The 14,869-nt window shown below is 76.0% G+C and carries 13 protein-coding genes; 10 read left to right on the forward strand and 3 right to left on the reverse strand.

The genetic code is table 11. The features are described from left to right. Positions 1 to 68: 68 nt before the first annotated feature. The 3 genes from ACFY32_RS11595 to ACFY32_RS11605 all read left to right on the forward strand — a co-directional run bounded on the left by ACFY32_RS11595 (position 69) and on the right by ACFY32_RS11605 (position 1,993). On the forward strand, positions 69 to 1,034 hold the full coding sequence (locus ACFY32_RS11595) for a zinc-binding dehydrogenase (protein WP_390673998.1): 966 nt from the start codon (positions 69 to 71) through the stop codon (positions 1,032 to 1,034). Between the two features lie 186 nt (positions 1,035 to 1,220). Beyond that, the gene (locus ACFY32_RS11600; RefSeq protein WP_359196077.1) at positions 1,221 to 1,430 is read left to right on the forward strand and encodes an HTH domain-containing protein; all 210 of its coding nucleotides are present in this window, start codon (positions 1,221 to 1,223) and stop codon (positions 1,428 to 1,430) included. Then, positions 1,430 to 1,993, forward strand: a complete 564-nt coding sequence (locus ACFY32_RS11605; RefSeq protein ID WP_359196080.1) for a Clp protease N-terminal domain-containing protein — start codon at positions 1,430 to 1,432, stop codon at positions 1,991 to 1,993. Before ACFY32_RS11600 ends, ACFY32_RS11605 begins: the two co-directional genes overlap by 1 nt. Positions 1,994 to 2,185: 192 nt before the next feature. Here the strand turns inward: ACFY32_RS11605 and ACFY32_RS11610 are convergent, their stop codons facing one another. The 3 genes from ACFY32_RS11610 to ACFY32_RS11620 all read right to left on the reverse strand — a co-directional run bounded on the left by ACFY32_RS11610 (position 2,186) and on the right by ACFY32_RS11620 (position 4,364). Beyond that, positions 2,186 to 3,160 (reverse strand): helix-turn-helix transcriptional regulator, encoded by a 975-nt coding sequence (locus ACFY32_RS11610; RefSeq protein WP_390673999.1) that lies wholly within the window; start codon positions 3,158 to 3,160, stop codon positions 2,186 to 2,188. A 1-nt stretch (position 3,161) separates the two neighbouring features. Further along, the gene (locus tag ACFY32_RS11615; RefSeq protein WP_359196086.1) at positions 3,162 to 4,049 is read right to left on the reverse strand and encodes a hypothetical protein; all 888 of its coding nucleotides are present in this window, start codon (positions 4,047 to 4,049) and stop codon (positions 3,162 to 3,164) included. Positions 4,050 to 4,175: 126 nt separating this feature from the next. Next, positions 4,176 to 4,364: a DUF6104 family protein gene (locus ACFY32_RS11620; RefSeq protein WP_359196089.1), complete on the reverse strand. Its 189-nt coding sequence runs from the start codon at positions 4,362 to 4,364 to the stop codon at positions 4,176 to 4,178. A 258-nt stretch (positions 4,365 to 4,622) separates the two neighbouring features. Between ACFY32_RS11620 and ACFY32_RS11625 the strand changes: the two genes are divergently transcribed. The 7 genes from ACFY32_RS11625 (at position 4,623) to ACFY32_RS11655 (ending at position 14,869) form a co-directional block, all read left to right on the forward strand. Then, positions 4,623 to 5,114: a CU044_2847 family protein gene (locus tag ACFY32_RS11625; protein WP_359196092.1), complete on the forward strand. Its 492-nt coding sequence runs from the start codon at positions 4,623 to 4,625 to the stop codon at positions 5,112 to 5,114. Continuing rightward, a complete protein-coding gene (locus ACFY32_RS11630; RefSeq protein ID WP_359196095.1) occupies positions 5,111 to 7,261 on the forward strand; it encodes a trypsin-like peptidase domain-containing protein in 2,151 nt (716 codons plus the stop codon). The genes ACFY32_RS11625 and ACFY32_RS11630 overlap by 4 nt, the downstream gene beginning before the upstream one ends. A 113-nt stretch (positions 7,262 to 7,374) precedes the next feature. Further along, positions 7,375 to 8,400 carry a MoxR family ATPase gene (locus ACFY32_RS11635; RefSeq protein ID WP_359196098.1) on the forward strand — a complete coding sequence of 342 codons (1,026 nt, stop codon included), beginning with the start codon at positions 7,375 to 7,377 and terminating at the stop codon, positions 8,398 to 8,400. Between the two features lie 7 nt (positions 8,401 to 8,407). After that, complete coding sequence (locus tag ACFY32_RS11640; RefSeq protein WP_359196101.1) at positions 8,408 to 11,743, forward strand: SAV_2336 N-terminal domain-related protein; 3,336 nt, start codon at positions 8,408 to 8,410, stop codon at positions 11,741 to 11,743. Positions 11,744 to 11,784: 41 nt separating this feature from the next. Beyond that, positions 11,785 to 12,009, forward strand: coding sequence for an FxSxx-COOH cyclophane-containing RiPP peptide (gene fxsA / locus ACFY32_RS11645; RefSeq protein WP_390674000.1), 225 nt, complete (start codon positions 11,785 to 11,787; stop codon positions 12,007 to 12,009). A 131-nt stretch (positions 12,010 to 12,140) separates the two neighbouring features. Then, positions 12,141 to 13,364, forward strand: a complete 1,224-nt coding sequence (locus ACFY32_RS11650) for an FxsB family cyclophane-forming radical SAM/SPASM peptide maturase (protein WP_390674001.1) — start codon at positions 12,141 to 12,143, stop codon at positions 13,362 to 13,364. Further along, positions 13,364 to 14,869, forward strand: coding sequence for an aKG-HExxH-type peptide beta-hydroxylase (locus ACFY32_RS11655; RefSeq protein WP_390674002.1), 1,506 nt, complete (start codon positions 13,364 to 13,366; stop codon positions 14,867 to 14,869). The genes ACFY32_RS11650 and ACFY32_RS11655 overlap by 1 nt, the downstream gene beginning before the upstream one ends.

Raw genomic sequence — 14,869 nt, forward strand, 5'->3', positions numbered from 1 at the left:
CGCAAGAGGGCGTGTGTCACAGGGCCGGACGGTTTCGGACGGCGGGCGGGGAACCTATCGTCGGGGGCATGTTCGCTGTCTACGCCGCCCGAATCGACCGCGACCAGCCGCTCTCCGGCCTTGAGTCGGGAGAGCGACCGGCTCCCGAGGCCCGCCCCGGCTGGAGTGTCGTCGATGTCAGAGCCGCTTCCCTCAACCATCACGACCTGTGGTCCCTCCGGGGCGTCGGCCTCTCCGAGGACCGGCTGCCGATGATCCTGGGGTGCGACGCCGCCGGGATCGACGAGGACGGCAACGAGGTCGTCCTGCACTCGGTCATCGGCCAGACCGGGCACGGGGTCGGGCCCAGGGAGCCCCGGTCCATCCTCACCGAGCGCTACCAGGGGACGTTCGCCGAGCGGGTCGCCGTGCCGACCTGGAACATCCTGCCCAAGCCGAAGGAACTCTCCTTCGAGGAGGCCGCCTGTCTGCCGACGGCCTGGCTGACGGCGTACCGGATGCTGTTCACCAACGCCGGGGTGCGGCCCGGGGACTCGGTGCTGGTGCAGGGGGCCGGCGGCGGGGTCGCCACGGCCGCGATCGTGCTGGGGAAGGCGGCCGGCCTGCGGGTCTTCGCCACCAGCCGGGACGAGGCCAAGCGGAAGCGGGCGGTGGAGCTGGGGGCCGTGGAGGCGGTGGAGCCGGGGGCGAGGCTGCCTCAGCGGGTCGACGCGGTGATCGAGACCGTGGGGGCGGCGACCTGGTCGCACTCGGTGAAGTCGCTGCGGCCCGGCGGGACGATCGTCATCTCCGGTGCCACGAGCGGTGACCGGCCCTCGCACGCGGAGCTGACCCGGATCTTCTTCCTGGAGCTGAAGGTGGTCGGGTCGACGATGGGGACCAAGGACGAGCTGGAGGACCTGCTGTCCTTCTGCGCCGCCACCGGGGTGCGTCCGGTCGTGGACGAGGTGCTGCCGCTGGACCGGGCCCGCGCGGGCTTCGAACGAATGGCAGCCGGGGAGCAGTTCGGGAAGATCGTACTGAGGAATGCCTGACGGTCGTCGGGCGGACGCGGCCGCTTGAGCGGTCGCTTGGGCGGTCAGTCGCGTGGCCGCTTCGACGGTCGCTTACGTGGTCACCTGCGGCGGGTCCGGGAACGGGCCCGCCGTTCGCGTTCCCCGGGACGATCGGACTGTCAACTGGGGTTGACGTCCGGCGGGTGTCAATCTAAGTTGACATGTATGAGCGAAGCTACGGATCTCGCCGCGCGGGCGGGGGATCGCGATCCACGGGTCGGGCTGCGGGCCGTCGCCGCGCTGCGGAGGCTGCTGGAGCAGTTGGAGTCGGTCCAGGTGCGCAGTGCGCGCCGACAGGGGTGGTCGTGGCAGGAGATCGCCACGGAACTCGGGGTCAGCAGGCAGGCCGTGCACAAGAAGTACGGGAGGCATTGATGTTCGAGCGGTTCACGAAGGACGCCCGAGCCGTGGTGCAGGGGGCGTCCGGTCACGCGGAGGCGACGGGGGCGCGGACGGTGGGTGCGGAGCATCTGCTGCTGGCGCTGCTGGACCGCGAGGGCAGCCGGGCCGCGTTCGCGCTGGCCGCGCTCGGCGTCGGCGACCGGGGGGAGTCGGTGCGGCGGGCGCTGGACGAGGCCCGGCGGCGGGCCGGGCTCTCCCGGGCCGATACGGACGCGCTCGCCGGGCTGGGGATCGACGTGACGGAGATCGTGTCCCGGGTGGAGGAGGCGCACGGCGTCGGGGCGATGGCCGGCGGCCCGGGGGGCGGGGCCCGGCGCTCGGGCCGGGTCGGCTTCGGAGGGGACGCCAAGGAGGTCCTCACCGCGTCCCTCCGGGTGGCCGTGGCCCGCCGCGACCGGCACATCGGCGACGAGCACCTCCTCCTCGCCCTGACCATCCTCCCCGGCGTCCCGGCCGAGGTCCTCGCCGACCACGGCGTGACCCACGAGTCCCTGACCCGCGTACTGGGCGGGGAGGGCGAGGCGCGGGCAGGGTGACACCGGGGCCGTCCCGGGCGGGCGGGGCCGGGGCTCAGTGCTTCGGCCTCCCGCCCGATCGCCGGGCGGCCCCCCCCGGGCGGGTGAGGTCGGGGCTCGCGGGGGTCGTCGCCAGGCGGCCCCCCGTACGGGCAGGGGTCGGGGCTCGCGGGGGTCGTCGCCAGGCGGCCCCCCGGAGGGGGCGGGCAGGGGTCAGGGCTTGCCGGGGTCGAGGAGGGCGTGGACGCGGGCCGCCGTCGCCGCCAACTGGTCGCGGATGTCCTGGACCTGGGCGTCCGTGACGCCGTGGTCGCGGGAGGCGTCGCGGATGTCGTCGCGGAAGCGGTCCAGCAGGCGGTCGAGGTCGCGGGCGGGGTCGCCGGTGGAGTCGGCGGCCGACGCGTGGGCCCAGGCCGGCCGATAGTCGGCGGGGAAGTCCTCGGCGGCAGGCGTGTACACCGGGCGGCCGAAGCCGACGTCCTTGCCGAACTCGGCGACCTCCTTGGCCAGTTCGCGCAGGCCGGCCGGCCAGTCGCCCCGGGCGAAGTGGTCCTGCACCTGCTCCTGCACCCGGCGGGCCAGGCGCTGCACCTCTTCCTGGGCCTCCTTGGCCTGGTGGCGCGCCCGCTGGGCCTCCTCGCGGGCCCGGCGGCTCTCGTCCTTGGCGCGGCGGGCCTGCTCCTTCCACTCCTGCTTGACCCGGCGCATCTCCTCCTTGGCGGCCCGCCAGGCGTCCTTGTCGCCCAGGTCGGCGAAGTCCCCGAACGGCGAGCCCTGGCCGCCCCGGTCCCCGGTGGTCCGGCGGGAGGCGCTGGCCGCCGCCCGCATCTCCCGGCGCAGGTCGCCGGCCGCGCCCCGCACATCGGCGCGGATCTCCGCGGCGAGTTCGGCGACCGACTCGCGGATCTCCAGCTCCAGGTCGGCCAGCTCGCCGCTGCGGTCGGCCAGTTCGGCACGGCCGGCGTCGGTGATGGCGTACACCTTCCGGCCGCCCTCGGTGGTGTGGGTGACCAGGCCCTCGGCCTCCAGCTTGGCCAGGCGCGGGTAGACCGTGCCGGCCGAGGGGGCGTAGAGCCCCTGGAAGCGTTCTTCCAGGAGGCGGATCACCTCGTAGCCGTGGCGGGGGGCCTCGTCGAGCAGCTTCAGCAGGTAGAGGCGGAGGCGGCCGTGGGCGAAGACGGGGGGCATGTCAGAGCACCTTCTTGTCGGTCGGGCCGGCGGTGGGGGCGTCACCGGGGGTGTCCACCGGTCCGGCGTCCCACGGATGCTCCTGGGCCGGCGGGCGGCGCAGCAGGGCGATGGAGCCGGAGACCGTCGTCGCCTTCAGCCTGCCGCTGCCCGAGCCCAGCCGGCCGGTGATGCGCTTGGTGCCCCAGAGGCCGCCTATCCTCAGGTCCTCGAAGGCGCTGGAGACGGTGCCGCTCGCCGTGTTGGCCTCGACCTCGGTGTCGGCCGGGTGCGGGAGGCGGACGGCGATCTCGCCCGAGACACTGGTCAGGCTGAGGTCGGTGGGGCGGCTCACCGGATCGCAGTCGACGATCACCGAACCGCTCACCGAGTCCGCCCGGACGGCGGACCCGGCCTCGACGACCGTCAGGTCCCCGGAGACGGAGTTGAACCGCAGGTCGCCGGTGAGGGCCTGGGCCTCCACGCTCCCGGAGACCGTGTCGGCGCGGACCGGGCCGGCGAGCCGGACCAGCGTGGTGTCGCCGGTGACGCCCTTGACCTCCGCACGGCCGTCGAGCCCGGAGACCACGGTGGCGGCGCAGACGGCGCCGACCTCCACACGCGTGGCCGCCGGGACGGCCAGGGAGACCACCGCGCTGCGGCGCCGGCCGGTGCGGTCCAGCCACTTGAGGAAGCCCTTCCAGGGCAGGTCCTCGTAGGCCACCGTGAGGATGCCGCCGCGCTGGGTCACGATCAGCGGGGGTCCCTCGATCGAGGACACTTCCAGGCGGGCGGAACTCTCCTCGGTGCCCACCACGTTCACCGTGCCGTCGACGAGGCGGACATGGAGCTCGCTCACGGGGGCGTCGAACGTGAGCCTCGTGGGCTCGGCGACGGACCACTCGGACATGGTGCAACCTCCTGACGACGCGACGCGCCATATCGCGTTCTGTCTCCATCACGATATATCGCGGGTATCGGAAGTCAAGACACTCGTACGGGTGGTCCGGGTCCGGCGGGCCCCGGGGCCCGCCCCCTACAGGTCGTCCTCGTCGTCCTCGTCGTCCAGCCGGGCCAGCCACGTCGCCAGGCGTTCCACCGGGACCTCGAAGTCCGGGTTGAGGTCGACGAACGTGCGCAACTGCTCGGCGAGCCACTCGAAGGTGACCTCCTCCTCGCCGCGCCGCTTCTCCAGCTCCTCGATGCCGCGGTCGGTGAAGTACATGGATGGTGCTCCGTCGGTCGGTGCAGGGATAGGGAACGCCCCTCCTGGGAAGGACCCTGTTTCCTGCGGGAAAAAGAGGTGAGGTCTTTCCGCCCGGCGCGCGACCGGGCACGAAAGACGACAGAGGACAGGAAAAAGGATAGGCGCAGGGAGCGGCGGGCCCGCGGGGCGGCCGCGGCCCTCGCGCCGGCGGAACCCGGCGGCCGGCCTCGCGAAGGCGGCCGGCCGCGGGGGTTCGCGGGGGAACGGGGGACTTCCATGGCACAGGAAGTGACGAGGGTCGCACGGATCGCCTTACCGGACGGCACACCGGTGTGGGCCCGGATCTCGGGCGCCGAGGAGCTGTCCGGGCACCCGGGGGAGCTGTCGTACAGCGACACCGGGTTCGCCGAGCGCGTCGAGGCGAGCGTGGAGGGACTGCACTCGCTGGTCACCGGGGTGGCGCGATCGCTGGCCGAGCCGCTGCGCGCGGTGCGGCCGGACGAGGTCAGCGTGCAGTTCGGCATCGAGCTGACCGCGAAGGCCGGGAAGGTCGTCGGCCTGCTCGCCGACGGCGAGGCCAAGGCCGGCATCACCGTCACCCTCACCTGGAACGGCGGACCGCCCGAGCCGGGGGACGGGAGCGGGAACGGGAGGAACGGGGACGGCGACGGTCGGGGGAGCCGCGCCGGCGCCCCTGGCGACGGCGCACCGCCCGGCGCTGGGGGGCACGGCGGCGCTCCGGGCGCGCCGGGCGGGGGCGCGGCATGACCGACCGGCGCGACCCGGGCGCATCGAGCCCGCTGGATGCCGCCCGCCGTGCGCTGGGTGGCCTCGTCATGGCGGCCACCGTGCGCATTCACCGGCCGGGGGCCGGGTATGCCCTGGACGAACCCGCGGCATTCCTCGGGAGCGGCTTCTTCATCGCTCCCAACTGGGTGGTGACCTGCGCGCACGTGGCATGCGAGGGGGAGGGGGGCGAGGTCGCGGTGGTGTACGAACCGGCGCCGGGGCACGGCATGTCCGCGGTCCCCGGCCACGTGGTGGCGACCCTCCCGGAGGGCGCCGCCGCGGTGTCCGGCACCTGGCCGCCCCCCGACCTCGCGCTGGTCGAGCTGAGCGCGCCCGTCCAGCACGAGTGCGGATACGTCTCCGAGCGCCCGGCCGCGTACTACGGCGACGGCAAGGTGCTCTACGCGGGCTGGACGGTCCTCGACGGCCGCCTCCAGATGCTGTACGGCACCCTCGCCGTCCAGGGCACCGTCGGAAGCCTGTCGACGGACGTCCAGATGCGCCTCGGGGAGAACGACCTGCCGCACGGCGTCTCCGGCGGCCCCGTGATCGACCCGCTGCGCGGCGAGATCATCGGCATCGTGAAGTCCCGTTCGCGGCACGCGCGTGGCGGCACCTCCATCGGGCTGGAACAACTGCGCACGCTGCCCGTGCCCGCCGGGTCCCTCACCGCCGAGCACGACGACCTCTACCAGCGGGTCTTCAACGCCCACGACCGCTACCACCGGGACCGCCAGCGCCACCCCGCCGGACGCCGCCACACCTGGGTCGACGTACAGGGCCAGTTGGGCGCCCGGCCGGGCCGCACCCTCAGCCCCGACGAGCGCGCGCAGTTGCTCGGCCGGCTCGCCGACCTCCCGCCCCCGGTCAGCACCCGTGCCCTGCTCGACATCCTCGACGCCCTGCCGGAGTTCCAGGCGCCGCTGCCGCTGCCCGCCCCGCGCGGTTGGCGCGACGGCCTGGGCGCCCTGTACGAGAGCGCCCGCGACGACGGCGCCCTCGGCCTGGTCCTCGACTACGCGGTACGGGTGCTGACCGCCGACCGGCCCTATGTCGCGCCGAGCACGCGGGCCGCCGAGGAGGCCCTGTGGGACTGGGTGTGGACGGCCGGGCAGCGGCTCGGGGTGCGGCACCGCCGGGGCCTGGCCGAGCAGCGGCTGCGCGGCCTGGCACCCCGGCCCCGGCCCGCCGGGCAGACCGAGGGGTCCCGGCCCGGAGCCGGCCCGAGCGGACCGCCCGGCCGGTTCCGCGAGCGGGCGCCCGTCACGCAGCCGTCCGTCCTGGTCGAGCTGGTGCGCCGGCACTGGGAGCCGGACCACTGCGACTGGTCGGTCTCCGTGGTCCCGCCCGGCCAGGACGCCGCCCGGCGCCTGGACGAGGCCGAGCGGGCCCCGCTGGCTCGCCTCGCCGAGCACTTGGCGGCCGCGCTCACCGAGGCGTTCCGGCAGAGCGACGAGCCGGACCGGCCCGCCCTTCTCCAGGTCGCCGTACCGCACGCCCTGCTGGGCCGGGTCGACGCCGACGACTGGCGACTGGGCCCGGGGGAGCAGCCGCTCGGCGCGCTGCGCCCGGTCGTGCTGCGCTGCTCGGACCGCGAACAGCTCGCCGAGGACGACCCGTTCGCCGACGGCGAGGACGCCTGGCCGCCCGCCGACCCGGTCGACCTGGACGAGGAGCGCCGGGCCCGCTGGCGGTGGCTGCACACGCACAGCGCCAAGGTCGAGGTCCTCGACTGCGACGAGGGCCTGCGCAAACCGGTGCCGCCGGTGGAGCAGTTGCGCGCCCTGGCGCACGGCACGGTGCCCGTGCTGTGCCGCTACGGCGACGAGCGCTTCGACGACGACGCCGCGGCGCTCGCCCGGATCGTGCGCGGCGGCTTCGGCGTCGCCCTGTGGCGGCGCCGGCGCGGTCTGCCGGACGCGGTCTGCGGGGAGTTCCACCGCGGCACCTTCGACGAGATCGCCGACCCGCCCAGCGCGCACGGGCTGCCCGAGGTCGTGCACGCCCTGCGCCGGGGGCTGCGGGCCGGCCGGACCGAGACCTTCTGGGCCGACGGCATAACCCTGCTGTACGACGATCCGCACCAGCCGCTGCCCGGCGCGGGCGATCTGCTGGAGGCTCCTTGACCCCGTGCGCCCCTGTTCCGCGTCGGCCTTCTTATCAGGCCCCCGGAGGATCGATACGGTGAGGAACGTTCGGACGGCCGCCCCTGTGGACGAGTGACGACGAGGACCGGATCATGACCGAATCCAGTGAGTGGCTCATCTACCGAGGCGCCGGCGAACCCCACGACGGGATCGAGCGCCTCCCCGCCCCGCCGCCCTGGCGCGACTTCTCCAGCCGCCACGAGGGGCCGGCCGCGGGCGACGGCTCCGAGGACCGCAGGCTCGGCGCCCACCGGCACCTGGCCGAGCTGCACCGGCCGGGCGCCGAGGAACTGGAGATGATCAACGCGGCGCTGTATCTGCGCCGCCCCCTGCTCGTCACCGGCTCGCCCGGCGCCGGCAAGAGCACCCTGGCGCACTCGGTGGCGTACGAACTGGGCCTCGGCAACGTGCTGCGCTGGTCCATCGTCAGCCGCTCCGCCCTCCAGGACGGCCTCTACCACTACGACGCCATCGCCCGCCTCCAGGACGTGCAGATCGCCGCGCAGGGGGGTTTCGGGTCGGCGGCCGGGTCGCCGGGGGCCGTGGAGGGCATCGGCAGCTATATCCGGCTCGGCCCGCTGGGCACCGCGCTGCTGCCCTCGGAGACACCGCGCGTGCTGCTCATCGACGAGCTGGACAAGAGCGACATAGACCTCCCCAACGACCTGCTGAACGTACTGGAGGAGGGCGAGTTCGCCATCCCCGAGCTGGAGCGCCTGGCCGACCGGCTCCCGGACGGCGAGGCCGAGGTGCTCACCGCCGACGGCGTGAAGGTGCGGGTGCGCGACGGCCGGGTGCGCTGCCGGGCGTTCCCCTTCGTGGTCCTCACCAGCAACGGCGAACGGGACTTCCCGGCGCCCCTGATGCGCCGCTGCATCCACCTGGAGCTGGGCCGCCCGGACCACAACCGGCTCGCCACCTTCGTCCGGGCCCACCTGGGCGACGAGGCGGCCCGCGCGGGCGACGACCTGATCACCCGCTTCCTGGAGCGCTCGCGCAGCGAACTCCTGGCGGCGGACCAGTTGCTCAACGCCATCTACCTCACGGACGCCGCCGCGCCGCCCAGCCGCGACCGGCTCGCCGACCTGCTCATCCAGCGGCTCGACCGGCCGAGGTGACGCGCTGATGCCCGACGCAGCGGCGCGGCACGGTCCCGGCACCCCCGGCGACGGCCCCGACCCCCTGGCCGAACTCGTCCTGCGGCTGCGGGAGGCCGGCCTCGACCCGGACGCCGAACAGCTCAGCGACGCCCTGTGGCTGGCCCGCTGGACCCGCCCGGCCCGGGAGCCGGACGAGCGGTTCCCGCCGGGCGGCCGCGTCGTGCCGCCGCCGGCCCCGCCGCCCGCCCGGCCGGTGTCCCGGCAACCGGACGGCGACCCGCGCCCCGCCGCGCCCGAGGAGCCGCCGGTGACCGATCCCGCCGGCCGGCGGGTCGCCCTCTACCCGATGCCGCGCGCCGGGACGGGCCAGGGAGCGGGACGCGCCCGCGCGCTGCCGGTGGGGGTCCCCGCCGCCCCCGTGCTCCCCGCCCCCCTCGAACTCCAGCGGGTGTTACGGCCGTTGCAGGGCTACCGCAGCCCCGCCCCGCCCCGGCGCAGCGCGCTGGACGAGGAGGCCACCGCCGACCGCAGCGCTCGGGCCGGCGGGCTGGTGCTGCCCGTCTACCGCCGGGTGACCCGGCGCGACGCCCGGCTGCACCTGGTCCTGGACGCCTCCTCCTCGATGCGCGTGTGGGACCGGCTGTTCCTCGAACTGGAACAGATATTCGGCCAGTTGGGCGCCTTCTCCGACATCGAGGTCAGCCATCTGCACCGCGATCCGGGCGGCGGTGTCGCGGTCAGCCGCAGCCCCGACGCGTACGCCGCGCCGCTGCACTCCGCGGACCGGCTCGGCGATCCGACCGGCCGCCGGATCGTGCTGCTGGTCAGCGACTGCGCGGGCCCGCTCTGGCACAGCGGCCACGCCCACCGGCTGCTGCACCACCTGTCCCGGCAGGGCCCGGTCGCCGTCCTCCAGCCGCTGCCGCAGCGCATGTGGAACCGCACCCGGCTGCCGGTCACCTTCGGCGAGCTGTCCCGCGGCGACACCCTGGGCGGCGCCGCCGCGCTGCGCGTCCGGGTCCCCGGCGGACGGCCCGCCGCGGCCCGCCGGGGCGCGCTGCCGATCCCCGTGCTGCCGCCCGAGCCGGTCGCCCTCGGCGCCTGGGCGAAGCTGCTCTCCGGGGCCGGCGCCGGACCGGTGCCGGGCGCCGTCGGCTGGGTCCGCGCCGACCAGCCGCCCGCCCCCGCCGCCCGCGCCGACCGCCGGAGCAGCCCGTACCAGCGGGTCAGCCGGTTCAGCTCCGGCGCCTCCCCGGCCGCCGGGCGGCTCGCCGTCTATCTGGCGGCGGCGCCGCTGTGCCTGCCGGTGATGCAGTTGGTGCAGCGCACCATGCTCCCCGGCTCCGGCCCCGCCGAACTGGCCGAGGTCCTGGTCAGCGGCCTGGTCACCCGGGCCGGCGAGGAGTACGGCACGGACGGCACCCAGTGGTACGAGATAGAGCCGGACGTGCGGGACGCGCTGCTGTCCCGGCTCGGCCGCGACGAGGCCATGCTGGTGCTCAAGCACTGCTCGGAGTACATCGAGCAGCGCTTCGGCAAGGGCGGCCCCAACTTCCCGGCCCTGGCCCTGGCCCAGTTGGGCGACGGCGACGGCCGCTCCCGCGCACCCGGCGCCCACTACGCCCCCGACGGCGCCGAGCACGCCACCGTCCCGCAGCCCTTCGCGGAGATCGCGGCCCGCGTCCTGGAGCGGTTCATGCCCCTGCCCGAGCAGTTCGCGCTCTACGACGGCCCGCCCGGGTACGGCGACGGCGCGGACGCCCCGCCGGCCGACCGGCGGCCCCCGCACCAGGCGGTCACCCGCGCCCGCGGCCTGCTCGCCCGGTTCGACGACGAGGGCATGGTCCAGGACCTCATCGACGCCGTGCAGTTGCTGCGCGGCGCCACCGAGCGCGAGGGCCCGGCCGGCCCTGACCCGGCCCTGTGGGCCGAGTACGCGCGCTGCACGCTGCGGCTCTGGGAGGTGCAGGGCGGCGCCGCCCTGCTCGGCGAGGCGGAACAGGCCGCCGAGCGCGCCGCCGCGCACCCGCACGCGCTGCGCGAACGCGCCGTCCTCGCACGCGTGCTGCACGCCGCCGCCACCGACGCCCGGCGCCGCGGCGACCGGCCCGGCGCCCTGGAACTGCTGCGCCGCGCCGACCGCGAGTACGCCGTGGCCTGCGCCGCCCCCGGCCTCGGCGAACGGGAGGCCCTCGACCTCACCCTGGAGCGGGTCGACGCCCTCCAGGCCCAGTGGCGGCTCGGCGGCGACAGCGCGCTCCTGCAGGGCGCCGTCGGCATGCTGGAGGCGTTCGCCGACGCCTGGCCCGACCGCGGCGGCCACCCGCCCGAACTCCCCCTCGCACACGGCCGGGTACTGCTGCGACTGGCGGAGGTCACGGCCGACCACGCGCAGGGCAAGCTGTACGCCGAGCAGGCGGCGCGGTCGCTGGGCCGGGCGCTGGCCGCCGGCGGCCGGGCGGAGAGCGCCGAGGCCGTCCGGGCCCGGGTGCGGGTGCTGACCGACCTGGTCGACGCCCTGCTGCGGTCGGACGGTCCGCTCGACGAGGCCGAGGCCCGCACCGAGGAGGCGCTCGACGCCGTACGGGAGCAGGGACAGCGCGCGGCGCTGCTGGTGCGCGCCGGACGGATCGCCGTCGCCCGGTACGCCGAGACGGGCGAGCCCGGCGAACTGCGCCGGGCCGCCGACCGCTTCGCACGGGCCGCGCAGCGCATGCCCCGGGACGCGCCCGCCCACGCCGACGTGCTCGCCGAGTGGGGCGAGGTGCTGCTGAAGCTGGCCGCCCTGGAGAGCGGCACGCGCTCCCGGGAGCCGCTGTCCCGGGCGATCCGGGTGCTGCGCGACTGCCGGATGGAGACCCCGGCGGGCAGCCGCCGCGCCGCCCACCGGCTGCTGCTGCTCGGGCGCGCGCTGATGCACCGCTACCAGGTGCGCGGCGACCGGGTCGACCTGCGCGAGGCCGAGCACCTGCTCGGGCTGGCGGCGGCCGACGCCGACGATCCGCTGCTGGCGGCGCGCTGCCGGCTGGAGCTGGGCCAGGCCCAGTTCGAGGCGTACCAGAACCTGGGCCGGGCGACCCGGCTGGACGTGGCGGTCGACGCGTTCCGGGCCGCCGCGGAGTCCGCCGGGCGGGCGGAGGCGGAGGCCGAAACGGAACGCCGCCGCCAGGAGGCGGTGGAACTGGCCGCGCAGGCACACCACTGGCGGGGTATGTCCTATGAGGCGGCGGCGCGTCCCCGGGCGGCCCGGGAGGCGTACCGGTCGGCCCGCGCGCAGTGGGCCAGGCTGCCGCAGGACCACCTGGGCACGGCCGAACCGACCGCGCGGCAGACGGCACAGCGGCTGGCCGAACTGGAGTGAGCCGCCGCGCCGGGCGGCCCACCGAGCGAGAGGAACGGGGTATGGACGCAGCGTACGAGCCCGGGAACGGGCCGGGGAGCACCGGCATCGCGCGGCCGGAACCCCTGCCGGAGCCCCTGCCGGAACCGCTGCCGGACCTGCTGGCACTGGACCTGGGGAAGCTGGGCACGATCGAGCACCCGGTGCTGCGGGAGGTGCTCCACGAGCTGCGGGTCCGGGCGGCGGAGCCGAGCGAGATGATGTGGGGCTTCGACAACTCCTTCTGAGCCCGTTCTCGATCGCCGATCCCAGTCATATTCCTTCTGCAAGCGGTCATTCATGTGCAGGTGTGTTCTCCCGGGTGCGTGATTAGGACAACTTTGATCGGCCCGGGTTTCGGGCCCGTGCCGCGCCGGGAATGCGGCCCGGTGCGGCAGAGGCCGTGGCGGCGCGTGGGCGTACGGCATGGGGGTGCGGAGTGTCCGAAACAGCCGTCCCCTTCCGCCAGTTCATCGTCAAGACGCACGGCCGCTGCAACCTTGCCTGCACCTACTGCTACCTCTACGAGGGCCCCGACGACGGGTGGCGCACCCGCCCCGCCGCCGCCCCCGCCGAGGTCCTGGACCGCACCGCCACCCGGATCGCCGAGCACGCCCGCGCCCACGCCCTGACCGGCCTCGCCCTCGTCCTGCACGGCGGCGAACCCCTGCTCGCGGGCGCCGGCACCCTGGCCGCCTTCACCGCCCGGGTACGCGAGCGCGTCCCCGCCGGATGCGCCGTGCACGCCGTCGTGCAGACCAACGCCACCCTGCTCACCGAGGCCCGCCTCACCGTGCTGGCCGACGCCGGCATCCGGGTCGGCGTCAGCCTCGACGGCGGCACCGCCGCGCACAACCGGCGGCGCGTGGACCACGCGGGCCGCCCGTCCTGGCCCGCCGCGGCACGCGGCGCCCTCCTGCTCGCCGACCGCTTCCCGGCGTCGTACGCGGGCGTCCTCACCGTCGTCGACCCCGGCCTCGACCCGGTCGAGACGTACGAGTCCCTGCTCGCCCTGCGCCCGCCCGCGCTGCACCTGCTGCTGCCGCACGGCAACTGGACCACGCCGCCGCCGGGCCGGACCGGCACCCGCTACGGCGACTGGCTGTGCGCCGCCTTCGACCGCTGGTGGGCGGCGGGCCGGCGGGAGACCCGGGTCCGGCTGTTCGAGGAGTGCGTGGCGCTGCTGCTCGGGCTGCCGGCGGTCACCGAGGCGCTGGGGCTGGCCCCGTTCGACGCGGTCGTGGTGGAGACCGACGGGTCGATCCAGCAGGTCGACTCGCTCGCGTCGGCGTACCCCGGGGCGGCGCTGACCGGCCTCGACGTGTTCCGCCACACCTTCGACGAGGCCCTGCGGCACCCCGGCGTCGCCGCCCGGCAGGCGGGTGCGGCGGCCCTCGCCGGGCAGTGCCGGGCCTGTCCGCTGCTGGACGTCTGCGGCGGCGGCCACTACGCGCACCGCTACCGCGCCGGACACGGCTTCCGCAACCCGTCCGTGTACTGCGCCGACCTCCAGCGCTTCATCCGGCACGTGGCCGCCGAACTGGCCGGCGCCGCGGCAGTTGTACCGTCCCTGCCGTCCTCCCCCGAAGGGGGCGCTCCGTGATGTTCCCGACCGTCCCGGACCCGTTCCTGGACGAACTCGCCCGCACCGAGGGCGGCCCCGACGCCCTCGCCCTCCTCGTCCGCGACCAGGACACCCGGCGCCTGCTCCTGCTGCGCGCCGTCCTCGACGCGGCGGAGTCGGCCGACCCGTCCGTCTGCGACCCCGGCAGCGGGTCCCGGCTCCGCGACGACTGGGCGATGCTGACGGAGGCGGACCGGACCCCCACGCCGACCGGCGGCCGGGGCGTCCGGGGTGTCCAGGGCGTCCAGGGCGTCCGGGACGAGGGAACACCGTCCGCCGAGGACGCGGCGGGGCCCCGGCCCACTCCCGCCCGGGTCCGCCTCTTCCACCCCCTCGTCGGCCCCTGGGCCCGCTCCTGCCTGCGCGGCCTGGACGGCGGGGCCGGCACACCGGCCGGGCGGCGGGCGCTGCGGCGGGACCTCGCCCACTTCAGCGCGGTCGCCGCCGTCGCCGCCGCCGTGGCCGGCCTGCCCTTCAGCACCCGGCTGACCGCCCGCGCCGGAGTGCTCACCCTCCCCTCCCTGGGCGCCCTGCACACCGCCGCCTGCGGAGACGTACCCGTCGACGTCACCCACCGGCAGGGCACCCTGACCATCCGGCAGCCCGACGCGCCCGACATCCGCGTCCACCTGGAGCACGGCACCGGCGCCTGGTCGGGCGCCCCGGCGTGGACGCCCGCGCACGCGCTCCCGGGACTGACCCCCGGCGCGCCGCCGATGCCGCTCGACGACCTCGACCCGTACCGCGAACCCCCGTACCGCATCCACCGCGGCAGCCTCAGCGGCGTCGCCACCCTCGACGACGCCGAGCGCAAACGGTGGCTCCAGTCCTGGTCCGGCACGGCCGCCGCGCTGCGCTCGGGCGGCGCCCACCGCCTCACCGAGGCCACCGCCCTGCTGCGCTGCCTGGTCCCGCTGGAGATGCCGCCCGACGTCGGCACCGGCCGGGGCAGTTGCAGCGCCACCCGCGGCGAGGCGTTCGGCGCCCTGCTCAGCAGCACGCCCCCCGACCCCGTCACCTTCGCCGCCGCCCTGGTGCACGAACTCCAGCACGCCAAACTCGCCGCCCTCGGCGATCTGCTGACCCTGCACCGGGCCGGCCCCGAGGCCCGCTACTTCGCCCCCTGGCGCCCCGACCCCCGGCCCTACGACGGCCTGCTCCAGGGCACCTACTCGCACCTCGCCCTGGCCGCGTTCCACCAGCGCCGCGCCCTCGCCGCGGGCCCGGCGGAACGGGAGTGGGCCTGGGCCCAGCACGCCCGCTACCACGCCCAGGTCGGCGCCGCGCTGCCCGCCCTCGTCGGCTCGCCCGACCTGACCGTGCCCGGCCGCCGCTTCGTCGACGAACTGGCCGCCACCTACGAGAAGCTGGCCGACCACCCCGCGCCCCGGGACCACACCGCCCGTGCGCGGGCGTACGTGAAATCGGCGCGCGCCCTGTGGACACAGCGGCACGCCCCCGCACTCCCACGGCCGAAAGAGTGA

Source organism: Streptomyces sp. NPDC000134 (genome assembly GCF_042899225.1).
Taxonomy (GTDB): Bacteria; Actinomycetota; Actinomycetes; order Streptomycetales; family Streptomycetaceae; genus Streptomyces.